Source organism: Cupriavidus sp. F041, from assembly GCF_057814235.1.
Genome location: NZ_JBVASY010000001.1, coordinates 87,081 through 104,109, shown reverse-complemented (window position 1 = coordinate 104,109; position 17,029 = coordinate 87,081). Strand labels below are relative to the sequence as shown.

The window sequence follows — 17,029 nt, the reverse complement described above, 5'->3', positions numbered from 1 at the left end:
GTGCCGGCCTCCTTATTTCAGGCGCTCGGAGCGCTGGAACGCCTTCTGGCGCCGGAACATGCCCTGGCGATAGAAGGGAAACAACTCCAGGTAAGTACGGATCTTGCACCAGCGCCCATACAGCCCGAGCGGCTCGAACAGGACAAATGCCATCAGCACCGTCCCGTACACCAGCGCCTGCAGCCCGCTGGCCTGCGCAATGGCCGGCGGCAGGAAATCCTTGGCCAGCACGATCGTCTGCGGCATGACGATCAGGAAGATCGCGCCGAGGAAGGCGCCGTGCACAGAGCCCAGGCCGCCCACCACCACCAGCAGCAACAGGTCGATCGACTGGGCGATGCCGAACTGCTCGGGCGAGATATAGCGCAGCTTGTGGGCGTAGAGCGCTCCCGCGATGCCGACCAGCGCGGCAGACAGCGCAAAGGACAGCGTCTTGTAGCGCGCCAGGTGAATACCCATGCTCTGGGCCGAGATCTCGGAATCGCGTATGGCGATGAACGCCCGCCCGGTGGCGCTGCGCAGCAGGTTGAGCACCGCCAGCGTAGCCAGCAGGCAAACCGCCAGCGCCAGGTAGTAGAACGCCACCGGCCCCTCCAGCACGTAGCCGAACAGTTGCGGCGCGGCCACCGGCAGCCCCGCATTGCCGCCGGTCACGCTGTCCCAGCGCGCCAGGACTTCCTCGACGATCAGCCCGAAGGCCAGCGTCGCGATGGCCAGGTAGATGCCCTTGACCCGCAGCGCCGGCAGCCCCACCACCACGCCCGCCAGCGCCGACAGCGCCCCCGCCGCCAGCAAGGCCGGCACGAAGGGCACGCCGTGGCTGGTCAGCCAGGCCTGCGCATATGCGCCAACGCCCAGGAATGCCGCATGCCCGATCGACAGCAGCCCGGTGTACCCGGACAGCACCATCAGGCCCAGCCCCGCAATGGCGTAGATCAGCACGAAGCCAAGCTGCGCAATCCAGTAGCTGCTGGCCCAGCCCGGCGCGATCAGCAGGCAAACCAGCAGCAAGCCGTACCAGAACACGTGGCCGGAGTGCCTTGCCAGGCTGAGGTCCTGGCGATAGTCGGTCTTGAACAGGAATCGCATCGCGTTTCTACACCTTTTTACGCAGGTTCTCGCCGAACAGGCCGTTGGGCTTGATCACCAGCATGACCAGCACCACCACATAGGCCGCCACATCCTTGAAGCCTTCCGGCAGGTAAAAGCCCGCCAGCGACTCCACCACCCCGATCACCAGCCCGCCCACGATCGCGCCCGGCAGGCTGCCGAAGCCACCGACCACCGCAGCGGGGAACGCCTTGAGGCCGAGCATGCCCATGCTGGCGTGGACAAAGGTGATGGGCGCCAGCAGCAGGCCCGCGATTGCCGCCACCGAAGCCGACAGCCCCCACACCAGCCCGTTCAGCCGCCGCACCGGAATGCCCATGTAATAGGCCGCCAGCTGGTTCTGCGAGCTGGCCTGCATGGCCACGCCGATGCGGCTGTAGCGGAACACCAGGTAGAGCACCACGCAGAGCGCGGCGGTGACGCCGATGACCGCCACCTGCTCCACGCTGAGCACCAGCCCGCCGGTGCGCCATACCATGCCCTGGTAAGGCACCGGCAGGGTATGCGTGCCCGCGCCGATGCCCGGCACCATGGTGATCAGGCCGCGCATCACGTAGCCCATGCCGATGGTTAGCATCACTACCGTGAACTGTGGCTGGCCGAGGATGGGGCGAATCGCCAGGCGCTCCACCAGCATGCCGAAGCCGGCCATGCCCGCCACCGTCAGCGGCACCGCCAGCAGCAGGGGCAGGCCGAGCATGGTCAGTACCACGCCGGCGAAGGCGCCGAGCATCATGAACTCGCCCTGCGCGAAGTTCACCGTCTCGGTGGCTTTGTAGATCAGCACAAAACCCAGGGCGATCAGCGCGTAGATGCAGCCCAGCGCGATGCCCGAGATCGTCAATTGCAGGATCTCCAATCTTGTCTCCTGTGCCGGCCGCCCCTTGCCGCGCGCGGTGTGCGGGCGGCAAAGGGTCGATCTCGGAATTAGGTGGGTCACGCGCGCCCGATGGCACCGGGTGCGGCACGTACCGTCTTGCGCTTCGCCGTGTTGCGACTGGTGCGACTGATGCAACTGGTGCGCTGGTGCCACCGTAACAAAACTACCGGTGTGGCTCTTGTGTGGACTGGCTGTATATGGATTGGGGATTACCCATGGATAACGCGGCTGGCGCTGTGCGCCGCCAGGGGATCAGCGGCGCACCAGCACCAGCGGAAGCTCGAATGCGCCGCTGGGATGCGCGACAGCGCTAAACGGCGGCTTGGGCCATTCCCATTGCTGGGCGGGGAACAGCGAGCGCATGGCGTTGATGTCGCAGTGATACGGCGGCCCTTCCACCATGCCCTGACTGGCGCTGTCGCGGCGCATCTGCATGAATAACGCTAACAGGCGTCCGCCGGGACGCAGCCAGGCATGGAGCTGGGAGGCATAGCGGATCCAGTGGTCGGGATGCAGCGCGCACAGGCAGGTCTGCTCGTAGACGGCGTCTACCGGCGCCGCCGGCTGCCAATGCAACACGTCCGCCTCTTCCAGGTCCGCTTGCAGTCCGCTCGGCTCCAGCCGGGCAACCGTGCGGGCCAGCGCCCCGGGCGCGTAGTCGATACCGCTGACCCGCGCGCCATGCGCGGCCAGCGCGGCGACTTCCCAGCCACCGCCACAGCCGGGCACGACCACGCGCTCCCCGGCCTGGATGGCGCCTTGCGCTAGCCAGGCTTGGAGTTGCGGGCTGGCGGCTTCGCGTTCCCAAGGGGTTTGTCCGGATTCGAAGCGGGCTTGCCAGAAGTCGATGGTTGGTCCTGCCATTGGGTGCTCCTCCTCATTTTGCGAAATTTCCCTGCCGAGTTCGGATGGTTCTGGTCTGGTGGGGCGAATGCGCCTTGTGCTTTGCGGGTTGGTCGTTGTTTCTTTGAGCGGTGTTGGCTGTTGGACCCAAGTGCGTACGACATCCCCCTGCGGGGGACGCCGGTCACTCTTCTTTGCGTCGGCGTAACTATTCAGCAGCCGGGGATAGGCGAAGGTGGGCAGCCAGAGAAGGTGCAGGTCAAAGCCGTGAAGAGCTCACGCTGCTGCTTGCGCAGCGTGGCGAGGTAAGAGCGGATGGTGCAAAACGCCTGCAGCCCATGTATGACGCGGAAGCCTCCGGAGATCTTCTGTTTGAGCTTGGGCATGCGGATATCCCGTTCGGCTTGGTTGTTATCGAACGGCACACGATGATCGGCGATGAAGCGCCACACCTCGGTCGCATATCGCTGGAGGCGAGCCAGCAGGTTGTAGGCGAAGGACTGTTTGGTCTTGCCGCGCGGGTCCAGGGCTGGATTCCGTGCCTGCGCAGGATTGTCCTGCTGTCCCTGCGCGATCAGCGCCTCAGCGCGGCGCCGGTAGTCGGCCAGGCGTGCTGGCGCCAGGCTGGTGTTGCCCCGCGTCAGATTGTCGTCGGCTTCGCGCTTGGCCTGGCGTAGCAGGGTGATCATGTCCTGAGCCCAGGTCTGTTGGGTGGTCTCCCAAATGTAGATGAGTTCGCGCAGATGATGCGCGTTGCACAGCGCGTGCTGGCACGCGTAGTCGGCATAAGGGCGCCAGCCGTCATGCACGGCCACACCGTCGAAGGCAGGCAAGATGTTGAAGCTATCCAATGCCTCTTTGCCACGCTTGGCGTGCGGGCCATACCAGGTCAGCCATATTGTCGAAGCGCTATGCAGCCAGTGCTGCTTGCGCCCAACCCGCATGCCTGTCTCATCAAAGTGCACCACCGGCTCGGCCAGGATCGCTTGACGGATCTGATCAATTGCCGGTGCTAGCGCGCCGGCAGCCTCGTTGATGAAGTTTTGAATGGTGCCCGTGCTCACCGGCAGATCGAACAGATCTCGCAGGGCTTGTGCTGTACGGTCGATCGGCACTTGCTGGTACTGCGTCAGATAGACCCCCGCGGCTTTGACCCGAGGGCCATACTGCGCCGCCTGGCTGACCCCGCTCGGGAACTGGCTGGTATGGGTCTTGCCACAACGGCACTGGGCAACTTGCACACGATGCTCGATCACTTCAAAGCGGATCGCGGGCAGATCAAACACTTGGCGGCCTTGCGGCAGCACGGTGACCTGATCTGCCGCAATGGCACTGCCGCAGACGTCGCAGCGCTCGGGCACCGGGTGCGTCACCGTGTGATCAGGGTCCTGCACCCGCTTGAGCGTCTTGCCCGGATGGCCGGGCTGACCACCCGGCGGGTTCGTGCCCGACTCGCGCAGCGACTTCGGCTTGCGCTTCAGGCCGTCGGTCGAAGGCGGCTTGCTGGAGTTGTGGCTATCCTTCTCCAGCTTCGCCTCAAGCGCATTCAGCCGCGTCACCAGCTCAATGATGAGCGCGTCCTTCTGCTCTGGCGTCAGGTCGTTGAGGCTGGGGATCTTCGTCATGCGTAGCACTATGAAGCACTTCGCATCGGTTTACAACATCTGCTGAATAGTTACGCCGAAGCAAAGAAGAGTGACCGGCAGCCCCCGCAGGGGGATGTCGTATGCACTTGGGTGCAATAACCATCGCCGCTCAAGAAAACACCGACCACCCCCGTAGGGGGATGTCATATGGCTTTTGGGTGCAAAAACCAACGCCGCACAAAGAAACAGCGAAAGAATCAGCAAGACCACCCCCGCCACGGACCACCCCCCTACTCCAATCCCATCTCCCTCAACCGCACCTTCAACACCTTCCCCGTTGGATTGCGCGGCAACGCCGCCACCACCCGCAACGCACGCGGCAGCTTGTAGCGCGCCAGCCGCGGCTCCGCAAAGGCCTGCAATGCCTCGAGCGTCAGGCTGGCCCCCGGCCTGAGTGCCACCACCGCCACCACGTGCTCGCCCCAGCGCGGATCGGGCGCACCGATCACGGCGACTTCCGCGATGGCGGGATGCTCGTACAGCACGCTCTCCACCTCGGCCGGGTAGACGTTCTCACCGCCGGTGATGACCATGTCCTTGAGGCGGTCGCAGACATAGTAGAAGCCTTCTTCGTCGGCATAGCCGACGTCGCCGGTGCGGAACCAGCCGCCTTCATAGAACGCTGCGGCGCTGGCGTCCGGGCGGTTCCAGTAGCCCTTCATGATATTGCCGCCACGCGCGCAGATCTCGCCGCGCGCGTGGGGTTCGGTCAGCAGCCTGCGGTCGAAATCGCGGATGCAGACTTCAGTCAGCATGGCCGGCGTGCCGCAGGAGCCGAGCTTGTCCTGCGCGCGCCCGGGGTCCAGGAAGGTGGTCGCGGCGGCGGTCTCGGTCAGGCCGTAGCCCTGGTTGACGGGGATACCGCGCGCGACGAACAGCCGCAACAAGGGCTCGGGCATGGGTGCGCCGCCCACCGAGATGCCCCGCAGGCTGGACAGGTCGGCCCGTTCGAATTCCGGATGCTGGCTGACAAACAGCAGCATGGCGGGCACGGCGAAGCTCACCGTCACGCGGTGCTCGGCCACCGCCTGCATCACGCCGGCCGGATCGAAGCTGCGCTGCAGCACAAGGTGGCCGCCCGCCATCAGGATGGGCAAGCTCACGCAGCACATGCCGCCAACGTGGAACAGCGGAGCGAAGTTGAGCGCGACATCGCTGCTGGCGAGGTCGCTCATCATCATCACGTTGAGGTTATTGGCCCAGAAGTTGCCGTGCGTCAGCATGGCGCCCTTGGGGTGGCCGGTGGTGCCCGAGGTGTACATTACCGCGGCCACTTCATCGGGATGGGTGGGCGCAGGAGACGGTGCGGCCTTGGCCTGCGCCATCAGCGGCACCAGTGCCTCCCAGCCCGGCGCCGCGGCGCGCCGCAGGTAGCGCTGGCATTCCAGGCTCGCGCGCACCTCGTCGATCAGGCCGGCATGGTCTTCGTCGGCAAACAGCGTATGCACGCCGGCATCGTTGAGGATATAGGCCAGCTCCGGGCCGGTCAGACGGAAATTGAGCGGCACGAAGATGGCGCCCAGCCAGCCGCAGGCGAACTGTGTCACCAGGAACAGCGGATCGTTCAGCCCGAGGTAACCCACGCGCTGGCCACGGCCGATGCCGCCGGCCGCCAGCACGGCAGCCATCCGTTCCACGTCCGCCACGAGTCCGGCGTAAGTCCAGGTCTGCCCCGCGCAGGTCAGCGCCGGGCGGTCCGGACTGCGCGCGGCGCGGCGGCGCAGCCATTCCGCCATGCCGGGCGCCAGCATTGCCGCGCTGTCGCTGTTGTCATGGATTGCGCCGGCAAGGGCCGGATGCAAGGACGATGCTGCGTTCATATTCGGCTCCCGTTCCTCAAATACCTGACAACCGGCGCGCCCTTCCCTGCCCGGCGCCCGGATTACCCGTCGATTTGCCCGATCTGCTTCGCGGTCTACTTCCCCGTCCAGACCGGCTTGCGCTTCTCGTTGAAGGCGGCCAGCCCTTCGCGGGCATCTTCGGTCATGGCCAGCAGCGCGATCTGGCTTTCGGTATAGGCGATGCCCTCAGCGAAGCTCATCGACGCCATCGCCTGCATCGCGTACTTGCCGCGCCGTATCGCGGTGGGCGACTTGTCGGCCACGCGGGCGATCAGCCATTCGGTCCGGGCGTCCAGTTCGCCCGGCGCGGCCAGGTGGTTGACCAGCCCGGCGGCCTTGGCCTCGGCGGCGGAAAACGGCTCGCCGCTGATGCACCACTCGCGCACCAGCCGGGGCGGTGCCAGCGTCTGCAGCAGGCTCAGCACCTGCATCGGGAACACGCCTACCTTGACTTCGGGCAGGCCAAACAGCACGTTGTCGGCTGCCACCGCCATATCCGTCATGCACAGCAGTCCCATGCCGCCGGCCATGCAGGTGCCGTTGATCCGCGCGATGCTGGGCAGCGTGGCCTGCTGCGCCTCGCGCAGCATGTCGGCGTAGTCCACATTAGGCCGCGACAGGTCGAAGGCAAAGCCCTTGCCCGGTTGCAGGTCGCCACCGGCGCAAAAGGCCTTGTCGCCGGCACCCGTGAGTACGATGGCGCGGATGGCCGGATCGGCGTGAGCCGCCCGGTAGCCGGCGCGGATGCCGTCCACCACTTCCCTGTTGATGGCGTTGCGTTTGTCGGGCCGGTTGATGGTGATCCAGAACGCGGCGCCGCGTTTTTCATGCAGGACGGCTGGGTTTTCCGATTCGCTCATGGTGCTCCGCCGGATAGGCTGTGTCTGTCTCAGGGAAAAGGAAGTGGCAGAGGCGGTTCAAGCGGCAGCCTTCACCGGCTCAGCCGGCGTCGCCTCGAACTCGATCTCCGCGATCACGCGCATGGCCGCGGCCTGGTCGCCGACCTGCACATGCACGGCGCCGACCCGCCCGGCAGCGGGCGCCACGTGGATATGCTCCATCTTCATGGCTTCCAGCGTCACCATGGGCTGGCCGGCTTCGACCTGGTCGCCGGTGGCAACCATGACATTGACCACCCGGCCGTTCATCGAGGCGCGCAGCTTGCCATCGCCAGCGGCTTCGCCGGCCCGCGCGGCCGCCGCCCGCGTATGGTCCTCGACGCGCAGCGGCGCGCCCTGGTATTGCAGCAGCAGCGTGCTGCCGTCGCGATGGAAGACCGCGCTCTCGACCACGCCGTCGCAGCGGAACCGCACGGCATGCTCGCCCAGCGCAAGGGTCTCGAAGGCGAAACGCGTTTCGCCCATGGCGACTTCAAAGCGATTGCCGCCGCCGAACGCCAGCGCAGCCTGGTGCTCCGCGCCGTCGAGCCGGTAGCGCAGGCCGATCGGCAGCGTCGGCGCCAGGCTGGCGGCGGGCTCTCCGGGCTGGCGCTCGGGGGAGGTTTCGTACAGCAGCAGCGCGGCCAGCGCGGCCGCACGCCGGCGCAGCGCCGCGTCGGGCCGCAACAGCGCATCCTGGTGCTGGCCGATAAAGGCCGTGGTGGCTTCGCCTGCGGCAAAGGCCGGATGCGCCAGGCAGCGGCCCAGGAATACCTGGTTGGTGGTCACGCCGAGCGCCACCAGGTCTTCCAGTCCGCGGGACAGCTTGCGGCAGGCTTCGTCGCGCGTGCCGCCGTGGCTGACCAGCTTGGCGATCATGGAATCGTAGTAAGGCGGAATCGCCGCGCCGCTGTCCAGCGCATGCTCCACCCGCAAGGCGGGCGGCACCTGCCACAGCGCAATGGCGCCGCTTTGCGGCATGAAGCCCCGGTCGGCGTCTTCGGCGCACAGCCGCACTTCGATGGCGTGGCCGGAGGAGGTGACGTCGTCCTGCGCCAGCGGCAGCGGCTCGCCGGCGGCGATCCGCAATTGCAGCGCCACCAGGTCCAGGCCGGTGATCGCCTCCGTCACAGGATGCTCCACCTGCAGCCGCGTGTTCATTTCCATGAAGTAGTAATTACCGTCGCGGTCCAGCAGGAACTCCAGCGTGCCGGCGCCTTCATAGCCGATCGCCTTGACGGCGGCCACGGCGGTGGCGCCCATGCGGGCCCGCAACTCGGGGCTCACCGCCGGCGATGGCGCTTCCTCGATCAGCTTCTGGTGGCGCCGCTGCACCGAGCAGTCGCGCTCGCCCAGGTGGATGGCGTTGCCATAACGGTCGGCCAGGATCTGGATCTCGATATGGCGTGGTTCGACCACGGCCCGTTCCAGAATCACCTCCGGATCGCCGAAGGCGCCCTGCGCCTCCGAGCGCGCGCTGCGCAGCAACTCGGGAAAGGACCGCACATCGGGCACCAGCCGCATGCCTCGCCCGCCCCCGCCCGCCGTGGCCTTGATCATCACCGGAAAGCCGATGCGTCCGGCCTCGGCGCACAGGCGCGTCTCGTCCTGGTCTTCGCCCTGGTAGCCCGGGATGCAGGGCACGCCGGCCGCCATCATCAGGCGCTTGGCGCCGGCCTTGTTGCCCATCGCCACGATGGACTCGGCGGACGGGCCGATAAACACCAGCCCCGCCTCGCGGCAGGCCCGGGCGAAGGCGGCGTTCTCGGCCAGGAAGCCGTAGCCGGGATGCACCGCATCGGCGCCGCAACGCCTGGCGGCCTCGATGATGGCGTCGATGCGCAGATAGGATTGCGCCGGCTGCGCCTCGCCGATATACACCGCCTGGCCGGCCTCGTGGACATGCCGCGCATCGGCGTCGGCGCTGGAGTAGACCGCCACCGTGCGGTAGCCCAGCGCGGTGGCGCTGCGCATCACGCGCAGGGCGATTTCGCCGCGATTGGCGATCAGGATCTTATGGAATGGCGTGGGCTGCTTCATGGTGGCCTGTTCTGGTCTTTAGCGTTGAACGCTTACTTCGCCTGGGGAAACGTCCCCATGAACTTGCACAGGATCTGCATCATGACCTCGTCGGCGCCGCCGCCGATGGAGGTGAGCCGCCCGTCCCGGAAAATGCGCGAGATCGGGCTTTCCAGCACATAACCCATGCCGCCCCAGAACTGCAGGCAGCGATCCGCCACCTCGCGCGAGAGCCGGCCCGCCTTGAGCTTGGCCATGGTGGCGAGCCGCGTGGCATCCTCGCCCCGCACCATCATCTCCACCGCGCGCCAGCACAGCGCGTGCAGCGCTTCCACCTCGGTCTGCAGTTCGGCCAGCGTGTAGTGCACCCACTGGTTGTCCAGGATGGAGCGGCCAAAGGCCTTGCGCTCGCGGGTGTACTCGATGGTGAGGTCGATGGCCTTGGCGCACCGGCTGCACGAACTCAGGGCACCCCACAGCCGCTCTACCTGGAACTGCTCCATCTGGTAGGTAAAGCCCATGCCTTCCTGGCCGATGCGGTAGCGCTGCGGCACGCGCACGTCGTCGAAGTAAAGCTGCGCGGTATCGGAAGAGTCCATGCCGATCTTGCGGATTTTCTTGGCCACAGAGACGCCGCGGGTTTTCATCGGCACCACGATCAGCGTCTTGTTGCGGTGCGGTGCCCCATCCGACGTATTGGCCAGCACGCAGCAGAAATCCGCCTGGGTGCCGTTGGTGGTCCACATCTTGCCGCCGTTGATGATGTAGTCGTCGCCGTCGCGCCGTGCCGTGGTCTTGATCGAGGCCACGTCGGAGCCGCTGCCCACCTCCGAGACGCCCAGGCAGGCCACGTACTCGCCACGGATCGCGGGCGCCAGGAATTCGCGGCGCAGCTCCGCGCTGCCGTGGTGGGCCAGGGCCGGCGTGGCCATGTCCGTCTGCACGCCGATGGCCATCGGCACGCCGCCGCAATTGATGTCGGACAGCGTCTCCGCCAGCACCGCGCTGTAGGAGTAATCGAGGCCCATGCCGCCATCCTCTTCCGGCTTGGACAGGCCCAGCAGGCCAAGCTCGCCCATCTTGCGGAAGACTTCATGCGCCGGGAAGATCTCGGCCTCTTCCCAGGCATCCACGTACGGATTGATCTGCTCGGCGATAAAGCGCTTGATGGTGGCGCGCAGCGCCTCGTGTTCGGGGGTGAGTTGCATGTCTCGGGTCTCCGTTCTCTGTTCTCTTGTCTTATGTTCCGGGTGGGGCCGTGGCCTGCAGGTCAGGGCCGCGCCACGGCGAATTGCATGGGTTGCGGTGTCCTGGCATCGCCCTCGCGGCAGACGGCCAGCACATTGGCCAGCACCGCACGCGTATTGCGCGGGTCGATCACGCCATCGTCCAGCACATGGGCGCTGGTGACGAACACGCTCATCTGGCGGTCGAAGCGCTCCACGATGCCCTTCTGCAACGCCTCAAGCTGGTCGGAGTCAGCCTCCCCGCCTTTGCGCTTCATGGCGGCCTCCGTGACGATGGCCATGGTGCGGGCCGCCTGTTCGCCGCCCATCACGGCGGTCTTGGCATTGGGCCAGGAGAAGCAGAAGCGCGGATGGAAGCCCCGCCCGCACATGCCATAGTTGCCCGCGCCGAACGAGGCGCCGCAGTAGATGGTGACCTGCGGCACGGTGGCATTGCTCACGGCCTGGATCATCTTGGAGCCATGCTTGATCATGCCGGCTTCCTCGTAGCTGCGGCCCACCATGAAGCCGGTGGTGTTGTTCAGGTAGAGGATGGGCGTGCGCGACTGGCAGCAGGCCTGGATAAAGTGGGTGGCCTTGGTCGCGCCGGCGGGATCGATGGGGCCGTTGTTGGTGATGATGCCCAGCGGCCAGCCTTCGATCTTGATATGGCCGCACACGGTGGCGCCGCCGTAGTTCTCGCCGAATTCAAGGAAGTCGGAATCGTCCGCAATGCGCGCGATCACCTCCTTCATGTCGACGGGGCGCTTGTGGTCCATCGGCATCACGCCGAGCAGTTCCTCGGCGTCGTAGCGCGGCGGCTTGAACGCGCGCGGCGCGGCGCCGGGCTGGTCGCGGTTCCAGTCGATCTTGCCCAGGATCTCGCGCGCAATCCGCAGCGCATCGCGGTCGTCCTCGGCCAGGTAGTCGCCCAGGCCGGAAACCGAGGTATGCATCACCGCGCCGCCCAGTTCCTCCTCGGTGGCTACCTCGCCGGTGGCCGCCATCAGCAGCGGCGGGCCGGCCAGGAACGCGCGCGAACGGCCCCGCACCATGATGATGTAGTCCGACAAACCGGTCTGGTAGGCCCCGCCGGCAGTGGACGAGCCATGCGTCACCGTCACCACCGGCAGGCCGGCCGCCGACAGGCGCGCCAGGTTGCGGAACAGGTTGCCGCCGCGCACGAAATCCTCGACCTTGTAGGTCATCAGGTTGGCGCCGGCGCTCTCCACCAGTTGCACGTACGGCAGCTTGTTTTCTAGCGCGAGTTCTTGCGCGCGCAGTTGCTTGTCCAGCCCCTTGGGCTGCAAGGCGCCGGCGTTGATGCCGGAGTCCGAGGCGCTGATCATGCAGCGCAGTCCCGATACAAAGCCGATGCCGGCGATCAGGCCGCCGCCGGGCACGCTCTTGTCCAGGTCGGGGTTATCCAGCCCCAGCCCGGCCAGCGACGACAGTTCGATGAACGGCGCGCCCGGGTCAAGCAGCAGCGCCAGGCGCTCGCGCGGCAGCAACTGCCCGCGCTGCTCGAAGCGCGCGCGCGATGCGGCGGACGTATTGGCGGCACGCTGCTCGAAGGCGCGGATACGTTCCAGCAGGGCGAGCATGCCGGCGCGGTTGGCCTGGAATGCTTCGCTGCCGGCGGAGAGTCTGGATTCGATATTTGCCATGTGGGTTTCACTTTGCTCGGGGCGGTCCGGCCGTCACCGCACTGCCGCCCGTTGCGCCTGCCGGCCATCTGGCCGCCTGGCGCGCCGGGCCGCGCGGTGCGCCGGTGTGAAGTCATGGTAGGGGTGGGAGGCGGTACGGTCTTGCGAGAACTGGCTGTGCTGCTTCGGGCCTTTGGGGGCGCGGTTTCAGAACCAGCGCAAACCGGCCCGCGGCCGCCATTCAGTCCGCCCGCAGCCGCACCCGGTACTTCGGCAGCAAGGCGCTGGGCGCATACGAAAGCTTGGTCTGCCGGAAGTTTTCCAGCCCCATGTCTTGCTCGAAATTCAGCCATGCCACCGGGCGGGCGAAGGCCGTGCAGAAATGGTGGAACATGTACTGGTAGATGCCCTTGCAGGCCACCAGGCCCTTGGCAAAGCGCATGGCGAAGACCGCCGGGCGGATCTCCTGCGCCAGCACGAAGCCCACCGGCTGCCCGGCCACCTCGTACAAGAAGCCTTCCAGCCCCAGCGCACCGGCGTGCAGCAAGGCCTCGCCGCACGGCGCGTCATCGGCCTCGCCCTGGGCCTTGTGCCTGGCGTGCATCCATCCCTTGTGCACGGACAGGGCTTCCAGGGCGAGTCCGGCGTGGTAAGGCCGCACGGTGACGGCATGCGCGGCCAGCAGTTGCTTCATGAGGTTGCGCTTCTTGGCCAGCGTGGCGCCGCGATAGCCCGCAAAGTTGGCGGCCGGATAGAGATAGTCGGCGTCGGCACGCGCTTCGTTCCCGGTAAAGACGGCGGGATCGAGGCGCGCCATCTGGGCCGTGGAAAGCGGATAGAAACAATGGTGCTCGCAAAGCAGCGCCTGCAGGACGTGGCGCGGCGCCGTGGCGAGATCAAACAGCGGCAGCGCGTGGCGCGCGCCGTCATAGGTCAGGCCGCTGATATGCGGATAGCGGCCGCCAAAGTACCGGTAGGCGTGGGCTTGCCGGAACAGATACAGGTTGGCGAAGAAGTGTTCGGACAGGCAGGTTTCGGCCGGGTCAAGGCTGAGTGCACGCAGGGCCGAATCGATCCCGGCGGCCAGTGCCAGCGTGAGCGGTTCGCCGGCCGCCACGCACTGCGGTAGTGCGATCCCGTTCACTCCGCGGGCGCCATGCGCAATACGCGCGTGCCGGCGGCCGGTCCCGTGGCGGGTGGCCCCGCGAAGCACTGTGCCTGCGCCAGCCATCGCTGCGCCGGGCCCGGGCTATACCGCAGCCGGGTGTCGTCCAGGTGGCGGCGCTGAGTGACCAGCAGGCAGAAATCCTCCGCGCCGCCGCGCACGAAATTATCCGGCTGGGGTTCGTTCCAGGTCCATTGCCCGCCATCGGGCGCGGTGAGTTCCACGTACGGCGCCGGCCCCGGCACCGGCTCGCCGCGATTGACGAAGGTCCACCCATAGGTGGTGGCGCCGATATGCGCAATATGCTTCAGGCGGGCCGTGGGCGCGCGCGCCCGGCCTGCCGTGTCCCAGACATCCTGGCCATGCGCCCAGGTCTCCATCAGCCGCGCAGTGGCAAAGCTGCGTGCGCTCATGGGCGGCCCGTACCAGGGCAGGCGCGCCTTGGGATCGAGCGCGGCAAGGGTCTGTACCAGCCGCTCGTACACGGGCTGCCAGTAGGCCAGCAGTGCCGGCCCGTCGAGGTGGCGGTAGACTTCCCGCGCCACCGCGCTGATATGCCCGCCCGCCGCCATCAGCGTGTTGAGTGCCTGCGCGTCACGCAGGAAGGCTTCCGGATCGGTGGCGGACTGCAGCGCGGTCTGGTCGAAATAGCACAGGTGGGCAATCTCGTCCCAAGCGCTCCAGTCATAGAAGGCGCTGGGCAGGCGCCATTGCGCGGGGCTGAGCGAGGCGGCAAGCGCGTGCAACTCGTTGTATTCGGCCAGCAGGTCCTGGCAGGTCTCTTTCATGGGGTGGTATCCCGCTGCCCTTGACGGGCTGATTGTCGTTGGCCGCAATTGTGCCGCAAGGCGACCCGGCGATCTTGTGCCAACTGGTCGCCGCCGGCCTACAGCGGGCGGCAGGCGGTCAGCGGGGGCAGCCCATGCAGCGCCAGCTTGCGCGAACCGGCAAAGATGTCCCGCGGCTTGAGGCCGTAGACGCGGCGGATGGAATGGCTGAAATGGGTGGAATCCGGATAGCCCGTATCCAGCGCGACTTCTGCCAGGTTGGCCTCCTGCGTGACGTAGTGCAGCAGGCTGCGGGCGCGTTTCCAGGTGCGGAAGGTGCGGAACGGCGTACCGACTTCCTCCTTGAACAGGTGCAGGAAACGCGAGAACGACAGGTTGGCATCGCGCGCATGATCGGTGGCCGCGCTGCGGCTGCCTGGATCGCTCTTGATTTGCCGCACCGCCGCGTCGATACGGGGGTCGAGCGCGCGCGGCGGCAGCGGCTCCCCCAGCAACAGCGTATCCAGCAGGCGGGGATCCAGTTCCGGCCGGCGCATGCCGCGCAACTGGGCGATCAGGTCGCGCGCATGCTGGGCCAGGCGGGGCGCGGCCAGCGCACCGCCGGGGCCACGCAGCAGCGCGGGCAAGCCTGACATATCGACGGTCTCGGGCTCGATCAGGAAGCCGCAGAGGGTGCGGCTGCCCGAAGCAATGCGGTGCGGCACGTAGGGCGGCACGAATGCAATCTCGGCGGTCTCCCACGCACCCTGTGCAACGCTCAGGCGAAACGGCGCGTCCAGCGCCACATACAGCAGGATGGCGCCAATGGAGCGCACCGACGGTGCGCCCAGCAGGCCGACATAGAGCACGCGGTCGGGGTCGATCCACATGAAATTTCCGCTCGGCCGGTCGCAGGACCGGGCCGGGGTATCCCGCTTGCATTCCAAGACTGGCAGCATCTGGGTCTCACTGTTCGCGGCGCCGCGAGTGACTGACGGCTGGCACCTGGTTCGGCAAGAAGGCGCGGGCACCGGCAGCCGCACCGCGGCTTCCCACGCCTCCAGCATCATGCCAGCGAAGCCGGCCGAACAGCGCTCCGATGGGGTTTATCCCGATACTCGCATGGCCCGCGGACCGGCTCATGCCCCCAGTGCCCTCGCCAGCCCGGGGGGGACCCGCACCGGCATCGCCAGCAAGACCTGCCCCATCCCCTTGCCCAGCGGGTCGTTGCGCAGCGAGGCCATGCCGCCCCCGCCGAGCGCCTGCTCGCAGAGGAAGTTGAAGGCACCGATGCCGGGCAGGAAATAGCGCGTCACCCTGCCCTTCACGTTATGGGCGAGGAACGCGGCCACCGCGGCCTCGCTGAGTTGCCCCGCGATCAGCGGCAGATAGGCGGCATCGCGCGCGATGATGCCGATATTGGAGAAATCGCCCTTGTCGCCGCTGCGGCCACAGGCCAGCCGGATCAACGGGACTTCGACCCAGTCGCCGCCGGGCTCCGCCGGGGTAAAAGCAGAGGCTGCGGTGGCAGCCCCGTTTCCGGAGGCCGGGCTGGCCTGGGCTTCATCTCCGGGGACGAACGCCGCCGGCAACGGCAGCGGCTGTTCGTCCAGCCACACGGCGGGCCGGACCATCGTCTTTGGCACCAGGAAGGGAAACTGCTTGATGGCCAGGCTGACGGAAGGCCGCCCGCCCACCCCGGTGGTGCCGGGCGACCACGACGTGCCAGCCGGCGCGATCTCGCGGGCGAACAGTTCCAGCGCGCGCTTGTCCGGGTGGGCCACCGCCAGCCACATCACGGCCTCGAACAACTGCGGCTGCGGCACGTGCGGGCCAAAGGACGCGGCGGTGCCCAGCACGTCCAGCCGGGTCTCGGTGAAGTCCGGCAGCCCGGCCCGGGCCAGCAAGGCGCGGCTGCGCTCCAGGAAAGCCTCGCCGCTGCGCCGCGCCTTGCGCACGGCGTCGAAGCCGACGATGGTCAGTTGCGCCGAACAGCGGTAGCCGTCCGCATAAGTGGCCGACACCTTGTAGCTGGCGGTAGGCGCGCGGCCCTTGGCGCCTCGCACCTCCACCAGGTCCGGGGCGGCCTGGCGCAGCGTCACGCCCGTGAAATCGCAGATCGCGTCGGGTAACAGGTAGGCGGCGGGATCGCCGATCTCGTACAGCATCTGCTCGCCGACCGTGGCGGGATTCACCAACCCTCCGGTGCCAGGCGGCTTGCCGACCAGGAAGGTGCCGTCGGGGCGGCAGGTCACCACCGGATAACCGATGTTGGCCCAGTCCGGCACCTGCTCCCAGTCGGTGTGCAGGCCGCCGGTGGCCTGGCAGCCGCACTCGATAATGTGTCCCGCAAGGCTGCCCGCCGCCATCAGGTCGTACGCCCCCGGCTCCCAGCCGAACTCATGCATCAGCACGCCGAGCGTCACTGCGCTGTCCACGCAGCGCCCGGTGATCACGATATCCGCGCCGGCATCCAGCGCGGCCCGGATCGGCACGGCGCCCAGGTAGGCGTTGGCGGTCAGGATGCGCGCGGGCATGGCGGCGCCGCTCTGCATATCCCGTACGCCGGACTCCCGCAGCGCATCCAGCTGCGGCAGGAGGTCGTCGCCATCGACCACCGCCACCCGCACCGGCACGCCCAGTTCCTCGGCCAGCTTGCGCACCGCGGCCGCGCACGCGCGCGGGTTCACGCCGCCGGCATTGCTGACGATACGGATGCCCTGCGCCAGGGCAGGCTTGAGCACAGCGCGCAAGGCACCGGTGACGAAGTCCAGCGCATAGCCGGCATCCGGGTTCTTCAGCCGCGCGGCGGCCAGCAGCGACATGGTGAGTTCGGCCAGGTAGTCGAACACCAGGTAATCGACCTTGCCCTTCTCCACCAACTGCACCGGTCCGATCCCGCTGTCGCCCCAGAAGCCCGAGGCGCCGCCGATCCTTACGGTTTCCTTGCCCTGCCGATTTTGCTTATTCATGGACGCGTTTTCCTCTTCCTTCCGCTAGCGATTGGC

General features: G+C 67.3%; 13 protein-coding genes. All 13 read right to left on the bottom strand.

Annotation, left to right across the window (positions count from 1 at the left end; genetic code table 11):
• Positions 1–12: 12 nt before the first annotated feature.
• Positions 13–1,089, bottom strand: coding sequence for a branched-chain amino acid ABC transporter permease (locus tag ACZY0R_RS00460; protein ID WP_276285818.1), 1,077 nt, complete (start codon positions 1,087–1,089; stop codon positions 13–15).
• 7 nt (positions 1,090–1,096) lie between these two features.
• Positions 1,097–1,969 (bottom strand): branched-chain amino acid ABC transporter permease, encoded by an 873-nt coding sequence (locus ACZY0R_RS00455; protein WP_428180351.1) that lies wholly within the window; start codon positions 1,967–1,969, stop codon positions 1,097–1,099.
• A 273-nt stretch (positions 1,970–2,242) separates the two neighbouring features.
• Entirely contained in the window at positions 2,243–2,854 is a 612-nt protein-coding gene (locus ACZY0R_RS00450) for a methyltransferase domain-containing protein (RefSeq protein ID WP_488856653.1), read from the bottom strand.
• Positions 2,855–3,045: 191 nt separating this feature from the next.
• Complete coding sequence (tnpC, locus tag ACZY0R_RS00445) at positions 3,046–4,458, bottom strand: IS66 family transposase (protein ID WP_488856652.1); 1,413 nt, start codon at positions 4,456–4,458, stop codon at positions 3,046–3,048.
• Between the two features lie 251 nt (positions 4,459–4,709).
• A complete protein-coding gene (locus ACZY0R_RS00440) occupies positions 4,710–6,299 on the bottom strand; it encodes an acyl-CoA synthetase (RefSeq protein WP_488856651.1) in 1,590 nt (529 codons plus the stop codon).
• Positions 6,300–6,394: 95 nt separating this feature from the next.
• Positions 6,395–7,180, bottom strand: a complete 786-nt coding sequence (locus tag ACZY0R_RS00435; RefSeq protein ID WP_488856650.1) for an enoyl-CoA hydratase/isomerase family protein — start codon at positions 7,178–7,180, stop codon at positions 6,395–6,397.
• 57 nt (positions 7,181–7,237) lie between these two features.
• Entirely contained in the window at positions 7,238–9,238 is a 2,001-nt protein-coding gene (locus ACZY0R_RS00430; RefSeq protein ID WP_488856649.1) for an acetyl/propionyl/methylcrotonyl-CoA carboxylase subunit alpha, read from the bottom strand.
• Between the two features lie 32 nt (positions 9,239–9,270).
• The gene (locus ACZY0R_RS00425) at positions 9,271–10,425 is read right to left on the bottom strand and encodes an acyl-CoA dehydrogenase family protein (protein WP_276285953.1); all 1,155 of its coding nucleotides are present in this window, start codon (positions 10,423–10,425) and stop codon (positions 9,271–9,273) included.
• Between the two features lie 62 nt (positions 10,426–10,487).
• The gene (locus tag ACZY0R_RS00420; RefSeq protein WP_488856648.1) at positions 10,488–12,110 is read right to left on the bottom strand and encodes an acyl-CoA carboxylase subunit beta; all 1,623 of its coding nucleotides are present in this window, start codon (positions 12,108–12,110) and stop codon (positions 10,488–10,490) included.
• A 220-nt stretch (positions 12,111–12,330) separates the two neighbouring features.
• Positions 12,331–13,233, bottom strand: a complete 903-nt coding sequence (locus tag ACZY0R_RS00415; protein ID WP_488856647.1) for a phosphatidylglycerol lysyltransferase domain-containing protein — start codon at positions 13,231–13,233, stop codon at positions 12,331–12,333.
• The gene (locus ACZY0R_RS00410; RefSeq protein WP_488856646.1) at positions 13,230–14,042 is read right to left on the bottom strand and encodes a TIGR03084 family metal-binding protein; all 813 of its coding nucleotides are present in this window, start codon (positions 14,040–14,042) and stop codon (positions 13,230–13,232) included. The genes ACZY0R_RS00415 and ACZY0R_RS00410 overlap by 4 nt, the downstream gene beginning before the upstream one ends.
• Positions 14,043–14,140: 98 nt before the next feature.
• Positions 14,141–14,911 carry an AraC family transcriptional regulator gene (locus ACZY0R_RS00405; protein WP_488856645.1) on the bottom strand — a complete coding sequence of 257 codons (771 nt, stop codon included), beginning with the start codon at positions 14,909–14,911 and terminating at the stop codon, positions 14,141–14,143.
• 249 nt (positions 14,912–15,160) lie between these two features.
• On the bottom strand, positions 15,161–16,993 hold the full coding sequence (locus ACZY0R_RS00400; RefSeq protein WP_488856644.1) for an acyclic terpene utilization AtuA family protein: 1,833 nt from the start codon (positions 16,991–16,993) through the stop codon (positions 15,161–15,163).
• Between the last annotated feature and the right edge of the window lie 36 nt (positions 16,994–17,029).